This window comes from Paucibacter sp. KBW04 (genome assembly GCF_003852425.1).
Taxonomy (GTDB): domain Bacteria; phylum Pseudomonadota; class Gammaproteobacteria; order Burkholderiales; family Burkholderiaceae_C; genus Paucibacter_A.
Genome location: NZ_QAJN01000002.1, coordinates 47,412 through 72,920, shown reverse-complemented (window position 1 = coordinate 72,920; position 25,509 = coordinate 47,412). Strand labels below are relative to the sequence as shown.

At 62.0% G+C, this 25,509-nt stretch carries 23 protein-coding genes, 3 tRNA genes and 1 riboswitch; of the genes, 13 read left to right on the top strand and 13 right to left on the bottom strand.

Annotation, left to right across the window (positions count from 1 at the left end; genetic code table 11):
• Nucleotides 1–51 precede the first annotated feature (51 nt).
• The gene (locus DBR47_RS03880) at nt 52–1,245 is read right to left on the bottom strand and encodes a trypsin-like peptidase domain-containing protein (RefSeq protein WP_124447137.1); all 1,194 of its coding nucleotides are present in this window, start codon (nt 1,243–1,245) and stop codon (nt 52–54) included.
• A 44-nt stretch (nt 1,246–1,289) separates the two neighbouring features.
• Here DBR47_RS03880 and DBR47_RS03875 point away from each other — a divergent pair, with 44 nt between their 5' ends.
• Complete coding sequence (locus tag DBR47_RS03875) at nt 1,290–2,039, top strand: Nif3-like dinuclear metal center hexameric protein (protein WP_124447135.1); 750 nt, start codon at nt 1,290–1,292, stop codon at nt 2,037–2,039.
• Complete coding sequence (gene pdxA, locus DBR47_RS03870; RefSeq protein WP_124447133.1) at nt 2,036–3,061, top strand: 4-hydroxythreonine-4-phosphate dehydrogenase PdxA; 1,026 nt, start codon at nt 2,036–2,038, stop codon at nt 3,059–3,061. Before DBR47_RS03875 ends, pdxA begins: the two co-directional genes overlap by 4 nt.
• On the opposite strand, the gene DBR47_RS03865 is transcribed toward pdxA, so the two are convergent.
• Nucleotides 3,058–5,505, bottom strand: coding sequence for a DUF1631 family protein (locus tag DBR47_RS03865; protein WP_124447131.1), 2,448 nt, complete (start codon nt 5,503–5,505; stop codon nt 3,058–3,060). The genes pdxA and DBR47_RS03865 overlap by 4 nt on opposite strands.
• Before the next feature lie 226 nt (nt 5,506–5,731).
• The gene (gene mscL, locus DBR47_RS03860; protein WP_124447129.1) at nt 5,732–6,169 is read right to left on the bottom strand and encodes a large conductance mechanosensitive channel protein MscL; all 438 of its coding nucleotides are present in this window, start codon (nt 6,167–6,169) and stop codon (nt 5,732–5,734) included.
• A 227-nt stretch (nt 6,170–6,396) separates the two neighbouring features.
• Here mscL and petA point away from each other — a divergent pair, with 227 nt between their 5' ends.
• The 6 genes from petA (at nt 6,397) to DBR47_RS03830 (ending at nt 10,795) form a co-directional block, all read left to right on the top strand.
• Entirely contained in the window at nt 6,397–6,993 is a 597-nt protein-coding gene (gene petA, locus DBR47_RS03855) for a ubiquinol-cytochrome c reductase iron-sulfur subunit (RefSeq protein ID WP_124447127.1), read from the top strand.
• Between the two features lie 61 nt (nt 6,994–7,054).
• A complete protein-coding gene (locus DBR47_RS03850) occupies nt 7,055–8,464 on the top strand; it encodes a cytochrome bc complex cytochrome b subunit (RefSeq protein WP_124447125.1) in 1,410 nt (469 codons plus the stop codon).
• 20 nt (nt 8,465–8,484) lie between these two features.
• Nucleotides 8,485–9,255, top strand: a complete 771-nt coding sequence (locus tag DBR47_RS03845; protein ID WP_124447123.1) for a cytochrome c1 — start codon at nt 8,485–8,487, stop codon at nt 9,253–9,255.
• 154 nt (nt 9,256–9,409) lie between these two features.
• Entirely contained in the window at nt 9,410–10,027 is a 618-nt protein-coding gene (locus tag DBR47_RS03840) for a glutathione S-transferase N-terminal domain-containing protein (protein WP_124447121.1), read from the top strand.
• A 10-nt stretch (nt 10,028–10,037) separates the two neighbouring features.
• The gene (locus DBR47_RS03835) at nt 10,038–10,679 is read left to right on the top strand and encodes a ClpXP protease specificity-enhancing factor (protein ID WP_124447119.1); all 642 of its coding nucleotides are present in this window, start codon (nt 10,038–10,040) and stop codon (nt 10,677–10,679) included.
• Nucleotides 10,680–10,719: 40 nt separating this feature from the next.
• A tRNA-Thr gene (locus DBR47_RS03830) sits at nt 10,720–10,795 on the top strand.
• Between the two features lie 67 nt (nt 10,796–10,862).
• On the opposite strand, the gene DBR47_RS03825 is transcribed toward DBR47_RS03830, so the two are convergent.
• Complete coding sequence (locus DBR47_RS03825) at nt 10,863–11,150, bottom strand: hypothetical protein (RefSeq protein WP_124447117.1); 288 nt, start codon at nt 11,148–11,150, stop codon at nt 10,863–10,865.
• Between the two features lie 424 nt (nt 11,151–11,574).
• On the opposite strand from DBR47_RS03825, the gene secA reads away from it, so the two are divergent.
• From secA to DBR47_RS03810, 3 genes are all read left to right on the top strand, one after another.
• Complete coding sequence (gene secA / locus DBR47_RS03820) at nt 11,575–14,319, top strand: preprotein translocase subunit SecA (protein WP_124447115.1); 2,745 nt, start codon at nt 11,575–11,577, stop codon at nt 14,317–14,319.
• Between the two features lie 292 nt (nt 14,320–14,611).
• Entirely contained in the window at nt 14,612–15,148 is a 537-nt protein-coding gene (locus DBR47_RS03815; RefSeq protein ID WP_124447113.1) for a hypothetical protein, read from the top strand.
• A gap of 63 nt (nt 15,149–15,211) precedes the next feature.
• The gene (locus tag DBR47_RS03810) at nt 15,212–15,886 is read left to right on the top strand and encodes a PEP-CTERM sorting domain-containing protein (RefSeq protein ID WP_231512119.1); all 675 of its coding nucleotides are present in this window, start codon (nt 15,212–15,214) and stop codon (nt 15,884–15,886) included.
• Between the two features lie 180 nt (nt 15,887–16,066).
• Here the strand turns inward: DBR47_RS03810 and DBR47_RS03805 are convergent, their stop codons facing one another.
• Entirely contained in the window at nt 16,067–17,125 is a 1,059-nt protein-coding gene (locus tag DBR47_RS03805) for a choice-of-anchor A family protein (protein WP_124447111.1), read from the bottom strand.
• 219 nt (nt 17,126–17,344) lie between these two features.
• On the bottom strand, nt 17,345–17,647 hold the full coding sequence (gene hemP, locus DBR47_RS03800) for a hemin uptake protein HemP (protein ID WP_124447109.1): 303 nt from the start codon (nt 17,645–17,647) through the stop codon (nt 17,345–17,347).
• Nucleotides 17,648–17,820: 173 nt separating this feature from the next.
• Here hemP and bfr point away from each other — a divergent pair, with 173 nt between their 5' ends.
• Complete coding sequence (gene bfr / locus DBR47_RS03795; RefSeq protein ID WP_124447106.1) at nt 17,821–18,300, top strand: bacterioferritin; 480 nt, start codon at nt 17,821–17,823, stop codon at nt 18,298–18,300.
• 127 nt (nt 18,301–18,427) lie between these two features.
• Entirely contained in the window at nt 18,428–18,706 is a 279-nt protein-coding gene (locus DBR47_RS03790; protein ID WP_124447104.1) for a bacterioferritin-associated ferredoxin, read from the top strand.
• A gap of 99 nt (nt 18,707–18,805) precedes the next feature.
• Here the strand turns inward: DBR47_RS03790 and DBR47_RS03785 are convergent, their stop codons facing one another.
• From DBR47_RS03785 to cobA, 7 genes are all read right to left on the bottom strand, one after another.
• Nucleotides 18,806–20,131, bottom strand: coding sequence for a protein kinase (locus DBR47_RS03785; protein WP_124447102.1), 1,326 nt, complete (start codon nt 20,129–20,131; stop codon nt 18,806–18,808).
• A 73-nt stretch (nt 20,132–20,204) separates the two neighbouring features.
• Nucleotides 20,205–20,280: transfer RNA gene (locus tag DBR47_RS03780), tRNA-Asn, on the bottom strand.
• Between the two features lie 193 nt (nt 20,281–20,473).
• A tRNA-Asn gene (locus DBR47_RS03775) sits at nt 20,474–20,549 on the bottom strand.
• A gap of 36 nt (nt 20,550–20,585) precedes the next feature.
• A complete protein-coding gene (locus DBR47_RS03770) occupies nt 20,586–22,739 on the bottom strand; it encodes a TonB-dependent siderophore receptor (RefSeq protein ID WP_124447100.1) in 2,154 nt (717 codons plus the stop codon).
• Between the two features lie 80 nt (nt 22,740–22,819).
• Nucleotides 22,820–22,921: riboswitch (TPP riboswitch) on the bottom strand.
• A 182-nt stretch (nt 22,922–23,103) separates the two neighbouring features.
• Nucleotides 23,104–24,228 carry an NAD(P)/FAD-dependent oxidoreductase gene (locus tag DBR47_RS03765; protein WP_124447098.1) on the bottom strand — a complete coding sequence of 375 codons (1,125 nt, stop codon included), beginning with the start codon at nt 24,226–24,228 and terminating at the stop codon, nt 23,104–23,106.
• Nucleotides 24,229–24,277: 49 nt separating this feature from the next.
• Nucleotides 24,278–24,601, bottom strand: a complete 324-nt coding sequence (gene fdxA / locus DBR47_RS03760) for a ferredoxin FdxA (protein ID WP_124447096.1) — start codon at nt 24,599–24,601, stop codon at nt 24,278–24,280.
• A gap of 91 nt (nt 24,602–24,692) precedes the next feature.
• Entirely contained in the window at nt 24,693–25,475 is a 783-nt protein-coding gene (cobA, locus tag DBR47_RS03755; protein WP_124447094.1) for a uroporphyrinogen-III C-methyltransferase, read from the bottom strand.
• Nucleotides 25,476–25,509 lie beyond the last annotated feature (34 nt).

Below are 25,509 nucleotides of genomic sequence, written 5' to 3'. Positions count from 1 at the left end.
GCACAAACGCAAAGGCCCGCAAAAGCGGGCCTTTTTGTTACCGGGTCAGGCTCACTGCGGCTTGGGTTTGGGGCGTTGCGCCACGGTCAGGGCAATCTCCATCTTTTGCTGACCGCGTAGCAGGCTCAAGGTGGTGGCGCTCTTGGGGGGCACGGCGGAGATGGCCGTCAGCAGCTGGGCGGGGCTATGCACCACCGTCTTGCCTACCTGCACGATCACATCGCCCGGTTTAACGCCGGCTTTGGCCGCGGGGCCTTCGGCCAGCACGCCGCTGATCAGCACGCCCTCGTGAATCGGCAGCTTGAAGGCCTCGGCGAACTCCGGCGTGAGCTCGCGCAGCTGCACGCCTATCCAGCCGCGTTGCACCTGGCCGTCACGCAACAGGCTTTCCATCACCTGGCGAGCCGTGCTGATGGGGATGGCAAAGCCTATGCCTAGGCTGCCGCCGCTGCGGGAGTAGATGGCGGTGTTGATGCCGACCAGGCGGCCAGCCTCATCCACCAGGGCGCCGCCGGAGTTGCCGGGGTTGATGGCCGCATCGGTTTGGATGAAGTTCTCAAAGGTGTTGATGCCCAGCTGATCGCGCTCCAGCGCGCTGACGATGCCGGAGGTGACGGTCTGGCCCACATTGAAGGGGTTGCCTATGGCCAGCACCACATCGCCCACCTGCAAACTCTCGACCTGACCCAGCTGAATGACGGGCAGGCCGGGCAGATCGATTTTGAGCACCGCGATATCGGTCTCGGGGTCGGTGCCGACCAGGGTGGCGTGGGTCTGGCGGCCGTCGGTCAGCATGACCTCGATGTCCGAGGCACCTTCCACCACATGGCTGTTGGTGAGCAGATAGCCTTGTTCGGAGACGATCACGCCCGAGCCCAAGCCGGTTTGAGGGCGCCGATCTTGGGGTGTCCTGTTCCCCTTCTGGCCACGCTGACCGAAGTGAAAGCGATACCAGGGATCCTCGGCCTCCGAGGCCGAGTTGCGGCTGGGTGCCTTGCTGGCCATGATGCTGACGACCGCAGGCGCGGCCCGTTTGGCCGCGAGGCTGTAGCCGCCGCGGTGGATGTCGACGCCGGGCGTGTCGGTCCGTGCTTTGTCCTCGGGCGCGCTGGCCCCAAGCACAATGGGCCGGCTCGCAGCGGGGCCGCTCCTGCCCATCCATTCGGGCTTGAGTGTGCTGAGCACGAACAAGAGCGCCAGGGCCACGGTGGTGGCCTGAGCGAAAATCAACCAAAGTCTGCGCACACCCCAATCCTTTTTTCTAACCGTGTACTTTCACACCACACGCCATGACGCATAGAAACGAGATCGACCGCCATCTGCTTTCCTTGTTGGAAGTCGCTCGCTTCAAGGATTATGGGCCGAATGGTTTGCAGGTCGAGGGCCGGGAGGCGATTGGCCATCTGGTCTGCGGCGTGACCGCCAGTGCCGCCTTGATCGATGCGGCCATCGCCGCCAAGGCCGATGCCATCCTGGTGCACCACGGCCTGTTCTGGCGCGGGCAGGACGGCCGCGTCACCGGTTGGATGAAGCAGCGCCTGGCCAAGCTGCTGGCGCATGACATCAATTTGTTTGCCTATCACCTGCCCCTTGATGCGCATGCCGAGCTTGGCAATAACGCGCAGCTCGGTCGGGTTCTGGGCTGGACGGCCGAGTCCCGTTTTGGTGAGCAGGATCTGGGCTGGCTGGGCTTGCTGCCCGAGCCCATCAGTCTGGACGATCTGGCCTCCCAGATCGCAAGGACGCTGGGCCGCAGCACGGTGCAGGCAGCAGGGGACGGCCGCCCCCTCCGCCGCGTGGCCTGGTGCACGGGCGGCGCGCAAGGCTATTTCGAGGCGGCGATTGCGGCCGGGGCCGATGTTTTCGTGACCGGCGAGATCTCCGAGCCGCAAGCACACTACGCCGCCGAGATGGGCGTGGCCTTTATGGCCGCCGGCCATCACGCCACCGAGCGTTACGGCGTGCAGGCCCTGGGCCAGCATCTGGCCCAGCAGTTCGGCCTGAGCCAGCAATTCATCGACATCGCCAATCCCGCATGAGCACTAGCACGAGCGCCAAGCCTTCCCCCTTGCTGATCACCCAAGGCGATGTTTGCGGCATAGGCCCGGAGATCATTGCGCGGGCCTTTGCCCAAGGCCAGGCGGCCGACTGCCGGGTCGTGGGTGATGTGGCGGTGCTGCGCCGGGCTCTGCGCCAAGTCGGCGCCAGCCTGCCGGTCTTGCAGCTGGATTCGGTGGACGAGCCGGTGCCGCCGGGCACCTTGCCGGTTTGGCAGCCGCCGGGCCTGGAGGCGGGATTGATCGATTTGCCGCAGGGCCGCATTGAGGCCAAGGCAGGTGCGGCTGCGGCCCAGTGCATACGCGCTGCGGTGCAGGCGCTGCAAGCAGGGCAGGGCAGCGCCATCGTCACCGCGCCCATCCACAAGGAAGCCTTGCATGCCGCCGGCGTGGACTACCCCGGCCATACCGAGATGCTGCAGGCCCTAGCTGCAATTGACGGGCAGATGCCGCCGGTGCGCATGATGCTGGCCAATGAGGAATTGCGCACGGTGCTGGTGACCATTCACTGCGCCCTGCGCGAGGCGATTGAGCGCATCAGCGAGGCCTCGGTGCTGGAGACGATTCGCATCAGCCATGCGGCCTTGCTGCGTTTTGGCTTCAAGCAGCCGCGCATCGCGGTCGCCGGCCTGAATCCGCATGCGGGCGAGGGCGGCTTGTTCGGGCGCGAGGAGATCGATCACATTGCCCCGGCCATCGCCCGCGCGCGCAGCCTGGCCCTGGATGCCAGCGGCCCCTATGCGCCGGACACGGTCTTTATGCGCGCCCGCGACACGGCCGAGCACCCCGGCGAGTTCGATCTGGTGGTGGCCATGACCCATGACCATGGCCTGATTCCGGTCAAGTATCTGGGGGTGGAGCAGGGCGTCAATGTGACCCTGGGTCTGCCTTTTGTGCGCACCAGCCCCGATCACGGCACGGCCTTCGACATTGCTGGCCAAGGCCTGGCCGATGCGGCCAGTTTGCTGGCGGCCATTCGCATCGCGCGCCGACTGAGCGCTTAGGGCTTGCTGCCGATGGCTGCCAACTGCTTGCGGGTGCGGGCCATGGCGCGCTCCAGCAAATAGGCGTTCTCGAAGGCGCGCAGACGCTTGGACTCGCACAAGCGCCTGAGCATGCGGGCCGTCATGGTGACCGTCTGCTGGTGCTTGGCACCGTGGGTGAAGATGAAAAAGCTGCGGCCCGCGCTGACATGGGCCAGGCGCACCTTTTGCCACTGCTCGCCGGTGCGCATCTGGTAGGAAAAGCCCACGTGCAGATGCTCGATCAGCAGCTCTCCGCTGCTGGGTTCGGGCGCTTCGCTGGCGGCCGGCAGGCCGTTGATGCTGATGTCTAGCGCCTGCAGCGGCGCTTCGGCGCTGAGGTCGATGTCCAGCGCACCCTGCCAGTCCACGCTGGTTTCTTGAATCAGACCGACCTGGCTGGCCTCGGCATGACTGAGGCCCAGATTGAGGTCCAGATCCAGCTCGCCCAGCGCGGCCGGCTGGGTCGTGGCCTCGTCGCTGGATGGGTCCTGAGCCAGGCTTTGCTCGTCGGGCGTGGCGACGGCAAAAATCGTGTCCAGCTGCCGACTCAGCAAATTGGCTTCCAGCGGGCTGGGCGCCTGGCCTTTCAAGGACTCGGCATGGGCGGGCAGCAAGTCGCCGTAAAACTTTTTGCGCGCGGCCTCTGGCCAGGCGATCAGGTCCAAGCCTTCGCCCAAGGTGGCCATCAGGCTGGGCAGTTGGCCCAGAAAGACCTGGCGCTGGGCGGTGCGGCCCTTGGGCTGCACACTCATCACCAAATCCCGGCCCAGCAGGCGGAAGCGCTGGATGCGCTCCGGCGCGCCGCCCAGGTCGCGGCTGGCGCGCATGATGGCCTGGCTCCAGACTTGGGCCAAGAAGTCGCGCAGAAAGTCCGGCATGCTGACCGCTTGCAAGGCGGCCGCCAAGTGCTTGGCATAGCGCTGCTGCAGGCGCAGATCAATTTCCTTGCGGGCCAGTAGCTTGGTCAGCTCGCCTTGCGATTGCAGGCCAGTGCTGATCTGCTCGGCTATGAAATGCTCAAGCGCGTCCAGCTTGGCGGTGTAGACCGCCATATGCTCGAAGTCACCGGCCACCAGCTCCTCGACCAACTCGCGCACGCGACTCAGAAAGGCGCGGCCTGGGTCTTCGCTGAAATCTTCAAACGCGCAGGCCAGCGAGGCCATGCGGTTGACGAAGAGTCGCACCGGATGGCGGCGGGTGGAGAAGAAGCTGGGGTCGCCCAGGGCGGCGCGCAAGACAGGCAGTTGCAGGCGGGCCAGCAGGCGCGCCATCTGCGGCGGCACCTTGGGGTCGGACAGCACCTGGTCGAACAAACTGCTGACCACGTCGATGACCATATGGTCCAGGCGGCCGGTGGCTGCCTGGCGCAGTTCTTCGCGGTGCAGCTGGATCAGATTGGCGGGCAGGCCGCCGGCCAGGGTGCTGGCCTCGCTAGGCCAATGGGTCGGATCCAAGCCGGCGCTGCCGCCGCCTGAGCCGGTCGACAAGGCGCCGGGAATGCTGGGCTGAGCTTGGCTGGCCTGGGCCAAGCGGCGCAGCAGGTCCATCAACTGAGGGTCGATCTGGCCCAGCCCGCCGCCGGAGGCTACGCTGCCGCCAGCGCCACTCCCGCCGCTGGCAGCCATGCCCGTGCTGGGGTAGTTGCCCATGCCGCCGCCGGAGGGGCCCCAGCCCGATCCACCGCCGCCAGGGCCAGCTCCCGGCAACTGCCCGGCTTCGGAGCGTCGAAAGTCCAGCGCTTGGCCGCTGATGGAGTGAAGCGAAGGAGAACGGGTGGATTGCCCAGCGCCGCCAGCCGACTCCACCCCGCGCACCCGCAAATCTTGAGGCCGCAGGCCCCGGCTGCGGAAAAGTGCGGCGATATCGGCGTAGCAGGCGCGCATTTCCTGGGCCATGGCCCGGGTCAGCTCATCGACCAGGATTTGTCGGGTCTCGGCCTCTTCGCTGACGGCGTGTACCGCGCTCAGCAGCGCCTGGCCTATGGCCTCGGGGCGCAGCGGGTGGCGTTCACCCAGTTGCAGGCTGGCGACGTAAGACTCCACCTCGCGCAGTTCCCACTCGCTTTGGTGGCCAATCGCCAGGCCAATGCGGTCGGCGGCCACCAGGGCGTCCACCTGCTCGTCGTCCATCAGGGAGAGTTCGGCCCATTCCTTGCGGGGGCTGGCAGCGGCCAGGCTTTCCTGCCGGGTTTCGCTGATCTGCTTGCGCAGGCTTTGACCGAAGGCTTGGGCAAAAAGGCCTTGCTGCTTGCGGAACTGGAACTGGGCGGCGAGCAAGGCGTCGCGGCGCTTGATCATGCCGGCCGACAGGGCCGACAGGCCCAAGCCCTCGGCGCAGCGCTCGGCCGCCTGTTCGACGGCCGTGCGAATGCGTTGGAGGGCAGCCTCCAAATGAGGGTTGAGACGGGATTCGGAGGGATTCATGAGCGCGGAGGACCTGGGCTGTAGTGTTCTCGCTACAGTGTTTGCCCGAAGTATCGCGCCGAATTCATGCCGGCAAGGGCTGCCGGGTGTTTTGTGGGCCGCCTTCGTGTCAACTAGCTAACACCTGCGGTCACTGAAACCTTTGCTTACAGGCCTTGAGCGTGTAGGCCTTGCCTGAGTCGGCTCGTGCAAAACCGTGGGTGTCTTGCACGGGCCGTCTGAGGGCTTAGCGCTTGAGCGAGTCGCGGATTTCGCGCAGCAGCTGGATGTCTTCCGGCGTGGCGGGCGCTTCGGCGGGAGCGGCCGGTGCCTCGGCGCGCTTGAGGCGATTGATCTGCCTGATCATCAGAAAAATGATGAAGGCCAGGATGAGGAAGTTGACCAGCACGGTCAGGAAGGCGCCATAGGCAAACAGGGGTACACCGGCCTTGCTGAGGGCTTCGTAAGTCATTGGGCCCTTGAAGTCCACCGGCGGGTTGGCCAGCAGGATGAAGTAATTTGAGAAATCTAGGCCACCAAAAATCTTGCCAACGATGGGCATGATGAGGTCCTTGACGATCGAGTCCACGATCTTGCCAAAAGCTCCGCCAATGATGACGCCGACGGCCAGATCGACCACATTGCCTTTGACGGCAAACTCTTTGAACTCGGAAAAGAAACCCATGGAAAACTCCAAAATAGAGAGGGCTAAGCCCGTATTTGTTGTTGAAAAGCAAGACTGTGTTTCATGCCTCGGTGCATGATGGAGGGCGGATTGACAGCTTCGCCAGCGGTAAAACACTGATATTGTGGTGTGGATACCAGTGGGCCTCAGCCTGATAGGCTAGGGGGTCCTACAGTCCGTTAGAATCCCGGGTTGCCCCCGATCAGAAGTCTCGTTTGAGGATCCTCATGAGTGACCAGCAAGTGGACCACGGCAAGCGTACCTGGCTCATCGCCACAAGTTGCGCAGGCGCCGTTGGCGGTGTAGCCACCGCCGTGCCTTTCGTCAGTACTTTCACGCCTTCTGAGCGCGCCAAGGCCGCCGGGGCACCGGTGGAAGTGGACATCAGCGGCATCAAGCCGGGTGAAAAATTGACCGTGGAATGGCGTGGCAAGCCGGTTTGGATCGTGCGACGCACGCCCGAGCAGCTGGCAGCGCTGTCTAAATTCGACAACGAGCTGGCAGATCCGAATTCGGCGCGCACGGCCTACCCGACGCCGGCCTATGCCAAGAACGCTGCGCGCTCGATCAAGCCCGAATTCCTGGTGGTCGTGGGAATCTGCTCGCATCTGGGTTGCTCGCCCAGCGACAAATTCCAGATGGGCCCTCAGCCCTCGCTGCCGGATGACTGGCATGGTGGCTTCCTCTGCCCTTGCCATGGCTCGACTTTCGATCTGGCAGGCCGCGTGTTCAAGAACAAGCCCGCGCCGGATAACCTCGAAGTGCCTCCCCATATGTACCTGTCCGACGCCAAGCTGCTGATTGGCGAAGACAAGGCGGCTTAAAACCCAGGCAGGCCAAGACTGGCCAAGGCAAGCCAAAACAGGTTAAAGGACAGAGGTCAAAATGGCTGAATTCAAAGAAGCTCCCGCTGGCGCACCCATGGGCGAACAGCTCATGACTTGGGTAGACAACCGCTTCCCGGCGAGCAAGCTCTTCAAAGAGCATATGTCGGAGTACTACGCTCCGAAGAACTTCAACTGGTGGTACATCTTCGGCTCGCTGGCACTGCTGGTGCTGGTGATCCAGATCGTCACCGGTATTTTCCTGGTGATGCACTACAAGCCGGATGCGGCCCTGGCCTTCGCCTCGGTTGAGTACATCATGCGCGATGTGCCCTGGGGCTGGTTGATCCGCTATATGCACTCGACGGGCGCTTCGGCCTTCTTCGTCGTCGTGTATCTGCATATGTTCCGTGGCCTGCTCTACGGTTCTTATCGCAAGCCGCGTGAACTGGTCTGGATCTTCGGTTGCGGCATCTTCCTGTGCCTGATGGCCGAGGCCTTCATGGGCTATCTGCTGCCCTGGGGCCAGATGTCTTACTGGGGTGCCCAGGTGATCGTGAATCTGTTTGCCGCCGTTCCCTTTGTGGGCAACGACCTGGCCCTGCTGATTCGCGGTGACTTCGTCGTCGGCGACGCCACCCTGAATCGCTTCTTCAGCTTCCACGTCATCGCTGTGCCGCTGGTGCTGCTGGGCCTGGTGGTGGCGCACATCATCGCGCTGCATGAAGTGGGCTCCAACAACCCCGATGGCGTCGAGATCAAGGGCCCCAAGGCGCCCAAGGATGCGAATGGTCACCCGCTGGACGGCGTGCCTTTCCATCCCTACTACTCGGTGCATGACATCTACGGCGTCTGCCTGTTCCTGATGGTGTTCACCGGCATCATCTTCTTCGCGCCGGAGTTGGGTGGCTACTTCCTGGAGTACAACAACTTCATCCCCGCCGATCCGCTGAAGACGCCGGCTCACATCGCCCCGGTCTGGTACTTCACGCCTTTCTATTCGATGCTGCGCGCTACGACCGACACCATGGTCAATGTGCTGGTGGGCATCATCGGCCTGTCGGCGCTGCTGGCGGTGCTCAAGGGCAGCTTCAACGCCAAGGCCAAGCTGGCCGTGCTGGTGATTGCTGCGGCAGCCTGCTTCTTGCTGAAGATCTTCGACGCCAAGTTCTGGGGCGTGGTGGTGATGGGCGGCGCGGTCGTGATCTTGTTCTTCCTGCCTTGGCTGGATCACAGCCCGGTCAAGTCCATCCGTTACCGTCCGGGCTGGCATAGCTATGTCTATGCCGTGTTCGTGGTGTTCTTCCTGGTGCTGGGCTATCTGGGCATTCAGCCTCCGACCGATCTGGGCACCCTGGTGTCGCAAATCGGCACGATCTTCTACTTTGGCTTCTTCCTCTTGATGCCCTGGTGGAGCAAGTTGGGGCAGTTCAAGCAAGTGCCCGATCGTGTGACCTTCCACGCCCACTGAAAAGCAACGGAGTCCAAAGAATGAAGAAACTCATCGCTACGCTGCTGACCTGCTTTGGCCTGGTCTCCGGCGCCTTTGCTGCCGGCGGTGGCATCCAGTGGGACAAGTTCCCCAAGGAAAAGATGCAGGATGTGGCGGCGCTGCAAAACGGCGCCAAGCTGTTCGTCAACTACTGCCTGAACTGCCACTCGGCGGCCTATAACCGCTACAACCGCTTGCGCGATCTGGGTCTGACTGAAGCGCAGATCAAGAGCAATCTGATGTTCGCCGCCGACAAGGTGGGTGACCAGATGAAGATTTCCATGGACCCCAAGCAGGCCAAGGACTGGTTTGGCGCGACCCCGCCCGACCTGACCGTGATCGCCCGTTCGCGCGCCGATGGATCCAAGGGTTCGGGGGCTGATTACCTCTACACCTATATGCGGACTTTCTACCGCGACGACAGCAAGGCCACGGGATGGAATAATCTCGCCTTCCCCAGCGTTGCGATGCCGCATGTGCTGTGGGAATTGCAAGGTCAGCGCGCAGCCAAGTTTGAGGAAGTGCAAGATCCACATGACCACAGCAAGACCGTGCACGAGTTCAAGGGCTTTGAGCAGTTGACGCCCGGCCAGCTGGACGCTCATCAATACGACAGCGCGGTCGGCGATCTGGTGGCCTATCTGCAGTGGATGGGTGAGCCGGCTCAGGCGCAGCGCTTCCGTCTGGGTGTGGTCGTGCTGCTGTTCTTGGGTGTGCTGACCTTGTTTGCCTGGCGTTTGAATGCCGCGTACTGGAAAGACGTGAAGTAAAGCTGGGAGGCTCGAGCTGGCGCTTTTTGCGCCAGGTGACGGGCCACAAAGCGCAGTGGATTGCTCTTGTAGCGACCCACTGCGTTTGCCTTTTGTGCGGATCCTCTGTGATGGACCGCGAATTTTTCTACCTGACCCTTCGGAGCCTGCCGCCATGATGGTGCTTTATTCTGGAACCACCTGCCCTTACTCGCATCGCTGCCGCTTCGTGCTGTTTGAAAAGGGCATGGACTTCGAAATCCGCGACGTTGATCTGTTCGCCAAGCCCGAAGACATCGCCTTGATGAACCCCTACAACGAGGTGCCCATCCTCGTTGAGCGCGACCTGATTCTGTATGAGTCGCACATCATCAATGAGTACATCGACGAGCGCTTCCCGCATCCCCAGCTGATGCCCGGCGACCCGGTGGCACGCGCTCGTGTGCGTCTGTTCCTCTTGAATTTCGAGAAGGAGCTGTTCGCCCACGTCAATGTGCTGGAAGGCCGCAGCCAAGCCGTCAAGGCTGCTGACAAGCAGTTGGAAAAGGCGCGCGCTCAGATCCGTGACCGCCTGACCCAGCTCGCCCCCATCTTCTTGAAGAACAAGTACATGTTGGGTGACGACTTCTCGATGCTGGATGTGGCGATCGCCCCGCTGCTGTGGCGTCTGGATTACTACGGCATCGACCTGTCCAAGAACGCGCTGCCGCTGCTGAAGTACGCCGAGCGCATCTTCTCGCGTCCGGCCTATATCGAAGCGCTGACGCCCTCCGAAAAGGTCATGCGCAAGTAAAGCCAGCCTCATGGATCAAAGCAGCGACAAAGGCGCAGGGGCAGGCGGAGGAGCGAGCAGCTCGACGCGGCCGTACCTGATTCGCGCCCTGCACGACTGGTGTACCGACAACGGCTTCACGCCCTATATCGCGGTGCATGTGGACAAGTTTGTGCAGGTGCCGATGGAGTACGTCAGCAATAACGAGATTGTTCTCAACGTTGGCTTCGAAGCGACCAGCAGCCTGGACCTTGGCAACGAGTTCATCCAGTTCAAGGCGCGCTTCGGCGGCACGGCACGCGAGATCATTGTGCCGGTCGATCATGTGGTGGCCATCTATGCGCGTGAGAACGGGCAGGGCATGGCCTTCCCGCCGCCAGATACCACGGCTGCCAACGCGCAAGGCGGCAGCAGCGCCATCGGCGTGACCGCTGCCAGCCTGGCGCCTGCAAGCGAAGCGGCGCAGCCGCCCGCTTCGGCGCCTGCGCAGGCCAAGCCCGGTCTGCGCCTGGCCCCGACTCCAGCCAGCAAGGGCGATGAGGAGGTGGCCAAGCCCGAGCAGGGCGCCGCCACCGCTGCACCTGCGGCTGCGCAAACGCCTGGCGATGGCGACGACGAACCTAACGGCCCCGCCCCCGGTGCCGGCCGTCCCGCACTAAAACGCGTCAAATGAATTTGAGGGGCGGAAAATGCCCCTATAATCTTTGGCTTGTGCCGGCTTAGCTCAGTTGGTAGAGCAACCGCCTTGTAAGCGGTAGGTCATCAGTTCGAATCCGATAGCCGGCACCAGAATCAAGCAACGGTCGTTGTGAAAGCCCTCACAGGCAATCACAGCGGCCGTTTTGCTTTTCGGCTCTCAAATTCCCTGTTGCTGAACCTTGACTCGAACCTTGGCGGGCACCATGCCCATTTCAGCCAGCATGGCCTCCAGGCGTGGCTGCAGATGGCGCAGCTTGGCCGCAATGGCGGCGTTCGCTGCCAACAAGGTCCAGCCCTCCTCGTCCACCGGCCCGGGCTTGACGAAGCGCGTGAGCGCACCGGGCAGGGCAGGCTTGATGATGTCCATTCTTCGGTTCGATTCGCGCAGCAAAATGCCCAGCCTGGCCAGGCCTTCGTTCTGAGCCAAGGCATTGGCAATCGGCATGGGGTCGGGTACTTGCCGCCCACCTTGCGAGGGCGGCGAAGAGCGAGGTCTGAAGCTGGATCGCATGGCCCGCAGTGTAGTCCGCCGTGCTTGGCTGCGGGCCGGGTGCGGAGAGCGCAACTCGTTCCCGGCTTGGCGCAGAAAAGTCCCACATACCCGGATGCTAAACTGCCAAGGTTTTGCACCTCGGTGGATTTGGTAAGCCAAGGCTGGCGTCGCTAGAACGCGAAAGCTGCACAGCAGCTATTGCATAGCGTCACGGCCGCCCCATATGAACCCGGCGTCCAGAAGACAGACTATTTAGAAAACAAAATCGGACCTCCTGCCTGGCATCAGCGATGCCGGCGATGAGGATCTCAGCGAGGGATGGTGCGTGACCACAAGCATCTGCCGTCCCCGTCCATTGATAAAACCATCACGCTGCATGTTGCCCAAGCTTCTCACCCAGATATTCGGTAGCCGTAACGAGCGCCTGCTTAAAGGTTATCGCCGCGTCGTTCAGCAAATCAACGCGATGGAGCCTCAGTACGAGCAGCTCGACGACGCTGCTCTGCGGGCCAAGACCGATGAGTTCAAGGCTAGGGTCGCCAAGGGCGAATCGCTGGATGCACTCTTGCCCGAGGCGTTTGCCGTGGTCCGTGAGGCCGGCAAGCGTGTCTTCAAGATGCGCCACTTCGATGTGCAGCTGATCGGTGGCATGGTTTTGCACGATGGCAAGATCCCCGAAATGGGTACGGGCGAGGGCAAGACGCTGACGGCGACTTTGCCTGTCTACCTGAATGCGCTGACCGGCAAGGGCGTGCATCTGGTGACGGTCAACGACTATTTGGTGCAGCGCGACGCCGAGTGGATGTCCAAGCTCTATAACTTCCTCGGCTTGACCGTGGGAGTAAACCTGCCGCAGATGCCGCGTGAGCAAAAGCAGGCCGCCTATGCCGCCGACGTGACCTACGGCACCAATAACGAGTACGGCTTCGACTACCTTCGTGACAATATGGTCCACGAGGTGCGTGACCGGGTGCAGCGTCCGCTGGCCTATGCCATCGTCGACGAGGTGGACTCCATCCTGATCGACGAGGCGCGCACCCCGCTGATCATCTCCGGCCAGGCCGATGACCAGACCGATGTTTATCTGGCCATCAACCAGGTCGCGCCCAAGCTGAAGAAGCAAATCGGCGAGTTGGACATTCGCACCGGTGAAGGCGTGATCGAGCCGGGCGACTTCACCGTCGATGAAAAGTCGCACCAGATCTATCTGACCGAAGACGGGCACGACAACGCCGAGCGCCTGCTGGCCGAGGCCGGTCTGCTGGCCGAAGGCGCCAGCCTCTACGACGCCGCCAATATCACCCTGATGCACCACCTGTACGCCGCTCTGCGCGCGCACCATGTGTATCACCGTGACCAGCACTATGTGGTGCAAAACGGCGAAGTCACCATCGTGGACGAGTTCACCGGCCGCCTGATGACCGGCCGCCGCTGGAGCGATGGCCTTCACCAGGCGGTGGAAGCCAAGGAAGGCGTGGCGGTGCAGAGCGAGAACCAGACCCTGGCCTCGATCACCTTCCAAAACTACTTCCGCATGTACGGCAAGCTGGCCGGCATGACCGGCACGGCCGATACCGAGGCCTATGAATTCCAGGAGATCTACGGTCTGGAGACCGTGGTGATCCCGCCTAACCGTCCGCGTCAGCGCAAGGACGAGCAGGACTTGGTCTACAAGACCAATAAGGAAAAGTTCGACGCCGTCACGGCCGACATCCGCAGCTGCCACGAGCGCGGCCAGCCGGTGCTGGTGGGCACGACCTCGATCGAGAACTCCGAGCTGATCTCGGCCCTGTTGACCAAGGCCAAGTTGCCGCACGCGGTTTTGAACGCCAAGCAGCACGCCAAGGAAGCCGAGATCGTGGCCCAGGCCGGTCGCCCGGGCGTGATCACCATTGCCACGAATATGGCCGGTCGGGGTACCGACATCGTGCTGGGCGGCAATGTTGAGAATCAGATCAAGGTCTTGGAAGCCGACGCCTCCATCCCCGAAGCCGAGAAGGCTGTGCGCATCCAGAAGCTGAAGGACGAGTGGCAAGGTCTGCACGACGCCGTCAAGGCCGCAGGTGGCCTGCGCATCATCGCCACCGAGCGCCATGAGAGCCGCCGCATCGACAACCAGCTGCGCGGTCGTGCCGGTCGCCAGGGTGACCCGGGCGCTTCGCGCTTCTATCTGTCGCTGGATGATCAGCTGATGCGCATCTTCGCGGGTGACCGCGTGCGCGCCATCATGGATCGCCTGAAGATGCCCGAGGGCGAGGCGATCGAGGCCGGCATCGTCAGCCGCTCGATCGAGAGCGCGCAGCGCAAGGTTGAGGCCCGTAACTTCGACATCCGCAAGCAGTTGCTGGAGTACGACGACGTCTCCAACGATCAGCGCAAGGTGATCTACGAGCAGCGCAACGACATCTTGGAGGCCGAAAGCCTGACCGAGCAAATCGCCAATCTGCGCGCCAGCACCATGAACGATGTGGTACGCACTTTTGTGCCGGTCGAGAGCCTGGAAGAGCAGTGGGACCTGGTCGGCCTGGAGCGCGTGCTCAAGGATGAATGGCAGCTGGAAGTGCCCCTGACGGCCATGGTGGAGAAGAGCAACTCCATCACCGACGAAGAGATCGTGGAAGAGGTGGTCAAGGCCGCCAACGCCGTCTTCGCCGAGAAGATCGAGCGGGTGGGTATCGAGCAGTTCACGCCCTTTATGCGCATGGTCTTGCTGCAGAGCATTGACCAGCATTGGCGCGAGCATCTGGCCGCGCTGGACTATCTGCGCCAGGGCATCCATCTGCGCGGCTACGCCCAGAAGAACCCCAAGCAAGAGTACAAGCGCGAGGCCTTCGAGCTGTTCTCGCAGATGCTGGATGTGGTGAAAATGGAAGTCACCCGCACCCTGATGAATGTGCGCATCCAGTCGCAGGAAGAAGCGACCCGCGCCGCCGAGGCCATCGAGCAACGCGCGGAAGCGGTCAGCAATGTGACCTACACCCACCCCAACGAGGATGGCTCGGTGTCACAGGAAGCGGCGCCCGAGACCCAACTGGCACAGTTCGGCCATGTGGGCCGCAACGATCCTTGCCCTTGCGGCAGCGGCAAGAAGTACAAGGCTTGCCACGGCAAGCTGGCCTGATCGACTCAAACTGGCCTTGGCCAGGGAATAATTCAAAGCCGCCCGGTGCAAGCCGGGCGGCTTTGTTGTTTCTGGCTGGGCTCCACCTGGTTTGCTCAGCCGTGCGATCTGCAAAGAGAACTCGTGCGTTTTCCACGCCTATCGCCCAAGTCTCCCTCGCCTGCGGGGGTGAACACCCTGCCTGATCCACTAGCATTCCAAACAAGAAACTAGGGATAGACGTCCGCCCAGAATCACAGGCGAAGGTCGCTTTCAAAACACAGGGGGTGAAGCCATGAGAAACAAGAAAACGATGAACGTCGCATTGGCGGGTTTGCTGCTTGCGGCTGCCGGCCAAGCCATGGCCGGGCCGATCACCTTGAGCGCCAGCGCGCCGGCTCAGTTCGGCAAGGACAATATCAAATTCACCGCACAGACGCAGGACAGCTATAGCTTGCATCTGGAGCAGGCCGGCTTGGTCTCGGGCACCCTGCAGACTTTGGGCACCGGCACTGCCTTGCCGTCCATCGATATCTCTAGCGCCTACCTGCTCAAGTCTGATGGCGTCACGCGTGTGGACTTCACCGAGTCCAAGGCGGGCAACTGGAACAGTGGCTTGAATTGGGTGGAGCAGTGGAGCTTGGCGCCCGTCAGCCTCAGCGCCGGTGATTGGACCCTGGTCGTGGTGGAGCAGGGCTGGGGCAGCAAGCATTACAGCGCCTACCAAGGCGGGCTGAGCCTGGTTCCCATTTCCAATAGCAATAAGGTTCCAGAGCCTCAGATGGCCGTGCTGAGCCTGACGGCGCTGGCCGCCATGGGTCTGGTGCTGCGCAAGCGCCGCAAGGCCTGAGGCCTTGTTTTTCGCCGCGGGCCCTCAAAGCGGCAAGACGCCAAAGATTGGGAGAAAGCAGCCATGAACAAAACGACATCCATCATCGCCGGTCTCTTGCTGGCCGGTTTGGCGACCGGTGTCGCCCAGGCAGCACAAACCTTGGACATCAAGTTTGTCCAGGAAGACGCGGATGCCTTGGTAATGAGCACCAGCGACACGCAGGACTACAGCACCGGCCGCCTGCACTATGTCGACCGCGCGGGACGCAGCTTCGTCGCTTATTGCGTGGAATTGCAGCAGGAGTTCGCCCCTAATTTTCTGGGCTTTCAGACCTATACGCCCGGCAGCTTCAGCGGCAGCCAGGCTTCGGCCTTGCAGGGTTTGTTTTCCACCAGCTATGCCGGGCTGAGCAATGCCTTCCAGCAGGCAGCTTTCCAAACTGCGGTCTGGGAGATCACCCATGAAAGTGCTGGTACGCCTTACAGCGTGGCGGCCAATCAGGGCTCGTTCTTCTTCAGTGGACTGACCGGCAGCTTGGCGCAGGATGATGCGGCGTTTGTGAATCAGGTGCACAGCTATCTGAATGCGGCCGTCGATTACCAGGGGGCGGATCTCTACACCATCAGCCGCCTCAGCAACGCCAATTTCCAGGATTTGGTGGTGGCCACGGCGGTGCCGGAGCCGACCAGCTTGGCTATGCTGCTGGGGGGCTTGGCGGCGCTCGGCTTCGTCGCTCGTCGCCGCCGCCCTGACTGAAGTTGGGTCAGCGAGCTTGCGCTGGCGTAATTGACAAAGGCCTCTCTCGAGAGGCCTTTGTTGTTCTTGCAGCCCTGCGGCTGTACTTTTGAGTCGCGCAAATGCAAGACGCCGACAAGGCCTAAGCTCTTGTCGGCGCCGGGGTGGAGGCGCTGGAACTCAGCGCCTCGCGGTCTTGCCTCAGCCCAGCTTGCGGCGGCGAGCGATAAAGCTCACGGCAGCCAGACCGGCCAACATCAGGGCATAGGTTTCGGGCTCAGGTACGGGCGAGGTCGTGATCGGCGGGGGCACAAAGGGCTTGAAGGTCTCGTAGCCCAGTTCAAGCTTGCCATTTTCGCCCTTGCTGAGGGAGTTGGCGATCAAGGTACCTTCCAAGTGGCCTGAACCCACCACGTCGGCGTTGACGGCCAGCACGCTGCCATTCAAGAAGGTGCCGACATTGACCGAGCTTGCATTGCTGAGGTTGAACACCACGCGGTCGCGGAAGCTGGCCAAGCCGTTGGTGGAGTTGCCAAGATTGCCGCCCAGATCGCCCGAGAACACCACATTGCTCAGGGTGCTGTTGATCACGATGTGAGCGCCCGCCTTGATATTGCTCAGCGAGATGTTCTTCAGCTCGGTGTTGCCCAGATTGAAGATCTGGATGTCAGAAGTGCCGTCGCCCGTCAGTTGCACGCCGCTATTGCCCGTGATCCAACTGCCGACTTGTTTGGCCGAAGCCAGTTGGGTCGACAAGCCGCTCAGCTGTGTCTTGGCGGCCGCGAAGTCGATGAAGTTGGCATTCTTGGTCGCCTTGGCATATTGCCAGTCTGCGGCGGTCAAGCTGCCACCGTAGACCAAATTGCCTGCGGCCAGCTTGTTCTCGCCAATCCAGGATGCAGTGCTGGGGCCGATGGATTTGTTGGTGTCGGTGTTGTAAGTCGGTCCGTTGTAGATAGAACCGGCCTTACCCCACTGGCTGGTCATGGACACATTGCCTGCAACGACCAAGGAGGGGGCAGTGCTGCCGTAAGGGTTGCGGTAGCCGACGTCAAAGCCCGAGGTCAGATTGCCGCCCACCGCCAGACGACCTTCCACGTCAGCGGCCGCGTTGACATTGGAGAAGAAGAAACCGCTGTACTGGCTGGCGGGCCCGAAGTCCAACACCGGCAATGCATGGGCGGCCGAGGCCAGGCAGAACATGGCTGCGACAGATACCAGTTTGAAACCACTCACTCGCTTGGAGGACTTGCTGTTCATCAAAAGCTTCCCTGTTTATTGGTTTGCTGAATGCACGACAGGAGATCCCCCTGGCGTCTTTCCCATTCTAGGGAGCGAGCCCGGGCTCTTCTCTCATCTTCAAATTGGTATTTTATTGGTTCGTGCGGTTTGCACGAATCCCCTGTCTAGATGTCTTGAACTCACTTTGTGCGATGTTTGGATGGTGGGCGAGAGCCCTGGCGAGCGGCCGGGGCAGGGCTATTTGGTCAGGATCAGCTTGCCCAAGGCAGTTAGGCGCAGGCGATACAGGCTGCCGCCATGTTCGATTTCCATCTCACGGGCGCCATTCAGCAATTGCTCGCTATTGATGCGCTGCAGGCCGGCTGTGGCTGGCGTTTGTCTTGCCACCCCTGTCAGTGCGGAGCGGCCAGAGTTTTGGGCCAGCGTGGCAAGCTCTGCTGTCCGCTGACTGGCCGACTGAGTAAGCGCAGCTCGGCTTGATGCCTCGGTTGCTTCGGGGCGGGGTGTAGAGGCGTTTGTGTGCTTGAGTAGGGCGTCCATTCCTAAATTCTAAATGAGAATGATTCCCACTAACAGTGACCAGCCTGCATTTTTTGGGATTTGCATGCGAACGCTTCGCATGCAAAGTGAAATACAGGGCATTTGCCAAGCAGTGGCCCAGGCTGCGGCCACAATCGGCGCCACGTATTAGTCCCAACAAAGAGGAGCCTGCCATGAAGGGTGACGCCAAGGTCATTGAGTATCTGAATGCCCAGCTGAAGAACGAGCTGACGGCCATCAACCAATATTTTCTGCACTACCGCATGCTGAAGAACTGGGGCTTTGAGCGCCTGGCCAAGCATGAGTACGAGGAGTCCATCGAGGAGATGAAGCACGCCGACAAGCTGATGGATCGCATCCTGATGCTGGAGGGCCTGCCTAATCTGCAAGACCTGGGCAAGCTCTATATCGGTGAGTCCGCAGTCGAAGTTTTGCACTGTGATCTGAAGATCGAAGTGGGTTCACACCCCCTGCTGAAGGAGGCGATCGCCTACTGCGAAACGGTGCGTGACTATGTGTCGCGTGAGGTGCTGGAAGAAATCTTGTCCGACACCGAGGAGCACATCGATCATCTTGAAACCCAGATCGAGTTGGTGGCCCAGCTCGGCGAGCAAAACTGGCTACAGACCCAGGTGGGCGGCGCGGCATCCTGAGCGAAATTGGGCGGTCTTGATCGCAAGCCGCCCAAATCCATTGCTATTGAGAGGGATTCGCATTTGCGTTAGTATTCGAGCCATCGCACCCCAGGTGCAGCCCGAACCAACCGCTGGCGAGTCCCCGATGATTGTTTGTCTGTGCCACCGCGTCTCTGACCGCGACATCCGCCGCAGCGTGGAGTCCGGTGTTCGCAATTTTGAGATTCTTCAGGATGAGACCCGAGTGGCTTCGGCCTGTGCCTGCTGCCTCGATTGTGCGCGTGAGGTGTTTGACGAGGCCTTGATGAAGGCAGGCTGCGCCGGGCGCTGCGAAGGCGCTTGTGCGAGCTCTTGTGCGTCTGCCTGCGGAAAGGCTTGCACCGGTGTAGTCGTGCGTGCCACGGCCCAGGTTTTCGGCGCCTGATCCTGCTAGAGCTCAGGACATCAGTGCCAGGCGGGCAAACTTATCCTGTCTGATCTGGTGAGGGCGCTGTATCGCGTGCCGCGCCCCGCCTGAGGGCGATTAGCTGGTCTCGAAGGACAAGAGCAAAAGCTGCTGAACGATCTGGGTAAAGCTGGGGCGCTGGGCCGGCTCATCGTTGAGGCAGTCCTGCAGCAGGCTCCGCAACTGTCCCAATGCGGTTTGATGGCTGTCGGTGGGCTCGCAGCGCTCCAGCAACTCCTCCAGCAAGCAGCCAAAGGCGCGGACCTCGATGGCTTGCAAGGCCTGGGCGAGTGCTGGGTTCTTGCTATCAAAGAAGGAGGCGGCGCCAAAGTCACCCAGCAAGGCCGCAGCCTGTCTGTCATGAAGAATATTGTGGGCGTAGAGGTCGCCGTGCAGCAGGCCTTGGCCCTGCAGATGCTGGGCCGCCGAGGCAATGCCCGCGGCCAGGCGCAAGAGCTGGGCCAAGTCAATGCGCAGATCGTCTGCGTACACATCGCGGGTGCAGGACTGCAGGCTGGGCGGCCCGGCCAGGCTCTGGAAATCGCTGGCCACCAATTGCATCAACAAGCCCATCGCTTGCTCGGGGTGCTCGACCAGGCGTGCTTGCACCGGGATCAGATGGGGGTGGCTGCCCGCTTGGATGGCTGCGGCCATCTCGCTGCTGGGCAGGCCATCGCTGGTGACCTCGCCTTTGAAGACCTTGAGCGCGACGGCTTGCTGCCCGCGAAGCTGCGCACGGTAGATGACGCCCGATGCCCCTTCGCCTAATTTCTGCTCCAACTGGAGCTGCTGCCAAGCCACGCTGGGCAGCGGGCTCTCGCTCAGGGCTTGCCGCTCGGCCTCCAGATTGATGGGGTTGCCGCCGAAGGCCAGCCAGCTGAGGCGAGGCAGTTTGAGCAGCCAGTCGGGCAGTTCGCTGAACTGATTGGCCGAGATGCGCAGCAGCTCAAGCCTTGTGCAGGCGGCCATGCTGGCCGGCAGGGCACTCAGGCGATTGCCGGCCAAGGCCAGTTTTTGCAGGCGCTGGCATTGGCCCAGCACGGCGGGCAGGGTTGCGATCTGGTTGTCGGTCAGGATGAACCAACGCAGCTGAGGCGGGATGGCTTGCGCTGGCACATGGTGGATCTGATTGCTCTTGAAGCCCACCATCTCCAGTGCCTCGCAGCGGCCCAGCACGGTAGGTAGTTCGCTGAAGCGATTGCCGGAACAAAACAGAATGCGCAAACGCTTGAGGCGGGGCAGATCCGCAGGCAGGGTGCTCAGTGCGTTGCCGGACAAATCCAGTACTTCGAGTGTCTCAGCCAACTCGAAGATCTCGGTCGGGAACTCGCTCAGGCCGCAGGCCAGCTTCAGCTGTTTGGTGCCTAACAGCTGACCTGTACGCAATTGCTCCAGAGTGTTCATGCTCGCTGCCTTGCCTCGTGTTGCGCGGACAAAGAAAAAGCCCCGATGCATTGCGGCATCAGGGCTTTCAATTTGGCTCCTCGACCTGGGCTCGAACCAGGGACCTACGGATTAACAGTCCGGCGCTCTACCGACTGAGCTATCGAGGAATTGATCGGTACAAATTCAAATTTTTGACTTAGCGTATCGACATGAAACGCCTTGCCTGCCTTCAAATTCGGCCTGCTCAAAAAGAGTAGGCTTACATAAATGGCGAAAGCCGCTGACTCTTGCGAATCAGCGGCTTTCTGAGCTTTTTAGCGATGCTTTGAATTTTCATTCTCTGCATCAAAGCCAAGTTTTTGGCTCCTCGACCTGGGCTCGAACCAGGGACCTACGGATTAACAGTCCGGCGCTCTACCGACTGAGCTATCGAGGAACTGAGCCTTGCATTGTAGTACAGATTTTGAGAGCTTTACAAGCTAATTTCAAAACTTGTTCGCCAAGTGCGAGGCGCAAGGGGATAGAGGTAGACATGATCGAACTGGAAGGGCGATTCCTTCCAAGCGCGACGATTGCTGAGATTGTCCACGCCCACGCGCCAGGTCAGCAGCGTTTTGCCCACCAGTTGTTCGTAACGCGCACCAGCGTCGATGCGGGACCAGCCCGGGATGTTGATGCTGTTGTCGGGCAGCACGGCTCGCGGGCCCTCGTAGACCAGGCCCAGCTGCACTTGCAGTCCTGGCAAGGCGGGCAGGTTTTGGCGGGCTTGCAGTCGCAGGCTGTTCTCGGGCACGTTGGCGGGGCGCAGGCCGTTGAGTGAGTCATCGGCACTGCCTTCGCGGCGGGCCTTGAGCTTCATGGCGCTGGCCAGCAAGCCGCCGCCGCTCCACTTCAGATCGGCCTGGGCCTCAAAGCCCTGGTGGTGGGCATTGCCATCGGCGCGGCGCTCGCAGCTGCCCGGGGTGGCGTCCTTGCAGATGCCGATGTCGCGCCAGCTGGGGCGTTGCACATCAAACCAGTTCAATGACCAGTCCACCGTGTTGCTGCCGGCCTTCAAGCCCACTTCCAGCTGCTTGCTCTTCAAGGCCGCGAGGGCTTGGCCGGCCTGGTCGCCGTAACGCTTGCGATTGGGCGTCACTTCGCTCTCCACACCTTCGCCCCAGCTGGCGTAAGCCATCAGCTGCGAGTTGATGTTGTAGCCCAGGCCCAGCCAGGGCGTGGTGAAGGCTTGTGAGTAGCTGGTGGCACGCGAGCCGTCGGTACGCACGCTGTCGCGCTGCAAGCGGGTGTGGCGCAGGCCGGCCCAGACCTGCCAATCCGCGCCCAGCTGCACGCTGTCGCGCAGATAGAACTCAGTGCTGCGCTCGTCGCGGTTGGTGTTCTCGTCGCTGAGGCTGGGGTCTGAGGGGAGCTGGGCAGTGCCCTGAATATTGCCGACTCCGACCAAGTTATAGGCTTGGCGCTGGAAGCGGCTGTTGAAGCGGCTGAACAAGACGCCGGTGCCCAGTTGATGCTTGAGTCCGGCGGTGCTGAACTTGCCGCTGAGATTCAGGTCCAGGGCATCGCTGTTGCGGCGTTCGTTCTCGCTGCGGAAGTCCCAGACTGAAAACGTCCCCGTCGAGCTGTAACGGTCGCAGGGATCACAGTCGTAGGTGTTGGGGTCGTACAAGCCGTTGGCGTAGGCCAGGCGGTCATCCGTCTTCAGGCGCTGCACGCCCAGATGAGCTTGCGCCGTCCAGTCGGCGCTCAGTTTTTGCGTCAGGCGCAGCGAGGCGTGCTGGTTGTTGAACACCACTGGCTGGCTCCAGCTTTGGTTGTTCAGATTGATGCGCGGGTCGATTGCTTTCGCATCGGGCAGCTTGTCACCGAGCAAGCTAAAGCCAGGCTGGCTGGGCTGGCTTTGGCGATTCCACTCGACCTCGGCTTCCAGCAAGGTGCTCGGAGACACGCGCCAATCTCCTGCCAAGGCGAAGAGCTGGCGATTGCCGTCCGCGTCGTAGAGCTGGGGCTTGAGCTGGGCCGCGCTGGCATTGAGCCGCAGGCCGAAGGCCTGGGACTCGCCGAAGCGGCGGCTCAGATCGACCGAGCCATCCACCGTGCCGCGCTCGCTCACGCTCAGGCCCAGCACCGTCAGATCCTTGGCCGTGGGGCGCTTGACCAGCAGATTCACCAGGCCGCCGGGCGAGCTGGTGCCGGCTTGAATGCCGCTGCTGCCTTTGAGAACTTCCAGGCCCGTCTTATTGCCCAGGCTCAGTGCCGTCTCGGCATTGATGGGCAGGCCGTCGCGACGGTAGTTGAAGCGGTTGTCCAGATCAAAGCCGCGAATCTTCAAATAGGACACATAGCCGCTGGAGTTGTAGGCATCGCCGACCGAGGCGTCCAGGGCGGTGATACCGGCCAGATTGCTGAGGCCCAGGTCCTGCAGGCGTTCGGCATTCAAGATGCTGGCCTGCATGGGCAGTTTGGCGATGGGTGTCTCGCCAAAGCCGCCGACGCTGACGGGGGTGTCGGCGCTGCGGCCGGTCACGGTGACGCTAGGCAGGGTGGACTGAGCCAGGGCGGCGGCCGAGCAGCTCAGCAAGGCGGCAGCGGCAACAAAGGAGCGGGAGTTTTGTGGGTATGCCATCGGGACTTCAAGCGATGGCAGGGAGCAAGCGAGATAGGGGCCACAGTCCCCACGCGAGATGAGCGAGGTCTGATCACGGGCCGCATGCGAGCTGGCTTCCCTGCGCGAGGATTAACTCAATCAGGTTCAAAGGGACTATCTCAGCCGGCTCATTTGATGAGCCAGCACCCCTAGCGAAGAAACACAAGCGGCTGTGAAGCCGCTTGCGATGGGCCATTGTAGCCATGGCATGAAAAAAGCCCGCTGGGCAGCGGGCTTTTAGGGGTAGGTGTGATTCAAACCCAGTGGAGATCGCGGAACCGGCTTTGCCGGGCCGCTGATCTCGCCCCCTTGAGGGGGTGGCGCGAAGCGCCTACGGGGGTGGTCAATCAAAGACAGGGGATTCCACGCCCAGCACCTTGTGCAGCTTGGGGCTGGTGGTGGTGTACTGCAGGTGGATGCGCTTTTCCGGGAAGATGTAGGGCGCGGCGGCGAAAGCAGCCAGGGCGCACTCGTGGAAGCCAGACAGGATCAGCTTCTTCTTGCCGGGGTAGGTGTTCACATCGCCCACGGCGAAGATGCCGGGCACGCTGGTTTCGAACTTCTCGGTGTCGACCACGATCTGCTTGCGCTCCAGGGCCAGGCCCCACTCGGCGATTGGGCCCAGCTTCGGCGACAGGCCGAAGAACACCAGCACTTGGTCGCAAGGCACGACGCGGGTGACGCCGTCACCGCCGGTGACCTTGACCGCATTCAGCGAACCATCGGCCTCGACAATATCGGTCACCTGGCCGACCACGAATTGCATCTCGTAGGCCTCGCAGAGCTCGCGCATCTTGGCCACGCTGGCCGGGGCGGCACGGAAGCCGTCGCGACGATGCAGCAAGATGACGCTTTCGGCCTTGTTGGCGCCGCCGTCTTCGTTACCGGCGCAGAAGTTCAGCGCCCAGTCCAGGGCTGAGTCGCCGCCGCCGACGATGACCAGGTTCTTGCCCGCGAATTGCTCGGGGTTGCGAACGCGGTAGTGCAGCTGCGTGCCCTCAAACTTCTCGATACCGTCCACCTTCAGGGTGCGCGGCTGGAAGGAGCCCACGCCGCCGGCGATGAAGATGGTCTTGGTCAGGAATTCGGTGCCCTTGGAGGTGGCGACGAAGAAGCGGCCATCGGCCTGCTTCAAAACGGTCGTCACTTCTTGGCCCAGATGGAAGGTCGCGCCAAAGGGCTCAATCTGCTTGAGCAGGTTGTCGGTCAGCTCCTTGCCGGTGCAGATAGGCACGGCCGGGATGTCGTAGATGGGCTTGTCGGGATAGAGCTCGATGCACTGACCGCCGGGGTAAGCCAGCGAGTCGATGATGTGCGCCTTGATCTCGAGCAGACCCAGCTCAAACACTTGAAACAGGCCCACGGGGCCGGCGCCGACGATAACGGCATCGGTTTCAATCACGTTCGGTCCGGGCGTGGGGTTGTCTGCGGCCGTCACGGCAATCTCTGCGTTCAATTGAGGTTCCATTGGGTTGATCCCGGCCCGTCGGTGCCGATAAGGCGCAGGCCGGGGAGTTTTATCGAATCAGCTCGGACAGCTTGTCCGTGCGATCCTTCCAGTCTTCGGCGTCGGGCAGGGCGCCCTTGCGTTTGGTGATGCTGGGCCAGCGCTGGGACAGCTCGGCATTCAGCTTGATCATGTGCTGCATATTGCCGGGCACATCTTCCTCGGGGACGATGGCGTTGACCGGGCACTCGGGGATGCACACGGCGCAGTCGATGCATTCGTCGGGGTCGATGGCGAGGAAGTTCTGGCCTTCACGGAAGCAATCAACCGGGCACACATCGACGCAGTCGGTGTACTTGCAGCGGATGCAGGATTCGAGGACGACGTGGGTCATAGATCAGCTCGTTTTTGAAAGAATGCGGGAATGTGGCGGCTGCGATCCGAAGGTCTAGGGCTTGAAGTGCAGCGTCGCAAAACCCGTGATTTTAATCGGTCAGGCTTGTGTTCTGGGCTTGATGCCGCGCAAGTCCAGGGGTGATGCTGGAATTTGTTGGCGTGCCGTGGTTTTGCGGCAGCACGGGGCGAGCACCTGCGCCCACCACCACCACAGTCGGTCGGCCCTTGTGCAGCAGGCTGGCAGCGGCCAATTGGGCCACCGAATGCTCGCTGCTCAAGGCGTCCAGGCAGCCTGCTCTTGAGACCACGCTGACCGGCGTGTCCTCGGCCCAGCCTGCCTCCAGCAGCTTGCGCCCCAGGGCAGCGAGCTGGCGGCCGGCCATGTAGAAGACCTCGGTGTCCGCCGCGGCGCCGCGGGCTTGCAACTCGCTGTCCTGCGTCATGGCGGTGGTCAGGCTGACGCTGCGGCCCACACCGCGGCGGGTCAGGGGCTTGCGGGTTTGCGCCGCAGCGGCAATCGCCGCGGTCACGCCGGGCACAACCTCGCAGGCTATGCCGGCCTCGGCCAGGGCGATCAACTCCTCCTCCAGGCGACCAAAGACGCTGGCGTCACCGCCCTTCAGACGCACCACCAACTCATGCGATTGCGCTTGTTTGACCAGGGCTGCGTTGATGGCGGTTTGTTTGACTGAGTCGCAAAAGCCGCGCTTGCCCACGTCGATCCACTCGGCCTTGGGGGCCAGCTCACGCAGCGCCGGGTCGGTGAGGGCGTCGAACAGCACCACCTGGGCAAGAGCCAGGGCGCGCGCGCCCCGCAATGTGATCAGGTCGGCTGCGCCGGGGCCGGCGCTGACGAAGATGACTTTTCCCATGATGCGTGCTGTTGAGTTTCTCGGTTATGAATCG

Coding starts and splice junctions, on each gene's coding strand:
- bfr (WP_124447106.1), top strand. CDS start 17,821: ATGAAGGGTGACGCCAAGGTCATTGAGTATCTGAATGCCCAGCTGAAG.
- DBR47_RS03865 (WP_124447131.1), bottom strand. CDS start 5,505: ATGAATCCCTCCGAATCCCGTCTCAACCCTCATTTGGAGGCTGCCCTC.
- DBR47_RS03805 (WP_124447111.1), bottom strand. CDS start 17,125: ATGAACAGCAAGTCCTCCAAGCGAGTGAGTGGTTTCAAACTGGTATCT.
- secA (WP_124447115.1), top strand. CDS start 11,575: ATGTTGCCCAAGCTTCTCACCCAGATATTCGGTAGCCGTAACGAGCGC.
- cobA (WP_124447094.1), bottom strand. CDS start 25,475: ATGGGAAAAGTCATCTTCGTCAGCGCCGGCCCCGGCGCAGCCGACCTG.
- DBR47_RS03815 (WP_124447113.1), top strand. CDS start 14,612: ATGAACGTCGCATTGGCGGGTTTGCTGCTTGCGGCTGCCGGCCAAGCC.
- DBR47_RS03790 (WP_124447104.1), top strand. CDS start 18,428: ATGATTGTTTGTCTGTGCCACCGCGTCTCTGACCGCGACATCCGCCGC.
- DBR47_RS03765 (WP_124447098.1), bottom strand. CDS start 24,228: ATGGAACCTCAATTGAACGCAGAGATTGCCGTGACGGCCGCAGACAAC.
- DBR47_RS03770 (WP_124447100.1), bottom strand. CDS start 22,739: ATGGCATACCCACAAAACTCCCGCTCCTTTGTTGCCGCTGCCGCCTTG.
- pdxA (WP_124447133.1), top strand. CDS start 2,036: ATGAGCACTAGCACGAGCGCCAAGCCTTCCCCCTTGCTGATCACCCAA.
- DBR47_RS03875 (WP_124447135.1), top strand. CDS start 1,290: ATGACGCATAGAAACGAGATCGACCGCCATCTGCTTTCCTTGTTGGAA.
- petA (WP_124447127.1), top strand. CDS start 6,397: ATGAGTGACCAGCAAGTGGACCACGGCAAGCGTACCTGGCTCATCGCC.
- DBR47_RS03845 (WP_124447123.1), top strand. CDS start 8,485: ATGAAGAAACTCATCGCTACGCTGCTGACCTGCTTTGGCCTGGTCTCC.
- mscL (WP_124447129.1), bottom strand. CDS start 6,169: ATGGGTTTCTTTTCCGAGTTCAAAGAGTTTGCCGTCAAAGGCAATGTG.
- DBR47_RS03840 (WP_124447121.1), top strand. CDS start 9,410: ATGATGGTGCTTTATTCTGGAACCACCTGCCCTTACTCGCATCGCTGC.
- DBR47_RS03785 (WP_124447102.1), bottom strand. CDS start 20,131: ATGAACACTCTGGAGCAATTGCGTACAGGTCAGCTGTTAGGCACCAAA.
- DBR47_RS03835 (WP_124447119.1), top strand. CDS start 10,038: ATGGATCAAAGCAGCGACAAAGGCGCAGGGGCAGGCGGAGGAGCGAGC.
- DBR47_RS03850 (WP_124447125.1), top strand. CDS start 7,055: ATGGCTGAATTCAAAGAAGCTCCCGCTGGCGCACCCATGGGCGAACAG.
- DBR47_RS03825 (WP_124447117.1), bottom strand. CDS start 11,150: ATGCCGATTGCCAATGCCTTGGCTCAGAACGAAGGCCTGGCCAGGCTG.
- DBR47_RS03810 (WP_231512119.1), top strand. CDS start 15,212: ATGAACAAAACGACATCCATCATCGCCGGTCTCTTGCTGGCCGGTTTG.
- hemP (WP_124447109.1), bottom strand. CDS start 17,647: ATGGACGCCCTACTCAAGCACACAAACGCCTCTACACCCCGCCCCGAA.
- fdxA (WP_124447096.1), bottom strand. CDS start 24,601: ATGACCCACGTCGTCCTCGAATCCTGCATCCGCTGCAAGTACACCGAC.